At 43.7% G+C, this 892-nt stretch carries 1 protein-coding gene; it reads right to left on the bottom strand.

Annotation, left to right across the window (positions count from 1 at the left end; all coding sequences use genetic code 11):
* Positions 1 to 892: leucine-rich repeat domain-containing protein (locus HX004_RS17650; protein ID WP_502888495.1), on the bottom strand; the 892-nt coding region annotated here is incomplete at both ends.

Genomic DNA, 892 nt, shown 5'->3' with positions numbered 1-892 from the left:
GCGTCTTGACTACATTTGCTAAATCTAGAACCTTCGAATCTCCTCTTTCATCGACATACGTCAACGATCCTGCAGCATCATCCAAGTCAACAGCAGTTAATGTCTCATGCGTCTTGACTACATTTGCTAAATCTAAAACCTTCGAATCTCCTCTTTCATCGACATATGTCAACGATCCTGCAGCAGCATCCATTCCAAGAGCAGTTAATGTCTCATGCGTCTTGACCACATTCGCTAAATCTAGAACCTTCGAATCTCCTCTTTCATCAACATATGTCAACGATCCTGCAGCAGCATCCATTCCAAGAGCAGTTAATGTCTCATGCGTCTTGACCACATTCACTAAATCTAAAACCTTCGAATCTCCTCTTTCATCGACATATGTCAACGATCCTGCAGCAGCATCCAAGTCAACAGCAGTTAATGTCTCATGCGTCTTGACCACATTCACTAAATCTAGAACCTTCGAATCTCCTCTTTCATCGACATACGTCAACGATCCTGCAGCAGCATCCAAGTCAACAGCGGTTAATGTCTCATGCGTCTTGACCACATTCGCTAAATCTAGAACCTTCGAATCTCCTCTTTCATCGACATACGTCAACGATCCTGCAGCAGCATCCAAGTCAACAGCAGTTAATGTCTCATGCGTCTTGACCACATTCGCTAAATCTAGAACCTTCGAATCTCCTCTTTCATCAACATACGTCAACGATCCTGCAGCAGCATCCAAGTCAACAGCGGTTAATGTCTCATGCGTCTTGACTACATTTGTTAAATCTAAAACCTTCGAATCTCCTCTTTCATCGACATACGTCAACGATCCTGCAGCAGCATCCAAGTCAACAGCGGTTAATGTCTCATGCGTCTTGACCACATTCGCTAAATCTAG

The sequence above is a fragment of the Myroides sp. 1354 genome (assembly GCF_030324495.1).
Taxonomy (GTDB): Bacteria; Bacteroidota; Bacteroidia; order Flavobacteriales; family Flavobacteriaceae; genus Flavobacterium.
The sequence above is the reverse complement of the archived record's forward strand: the minus strand, read 5'-3'. Positions and strand labels throughout refer to the sequence as shown.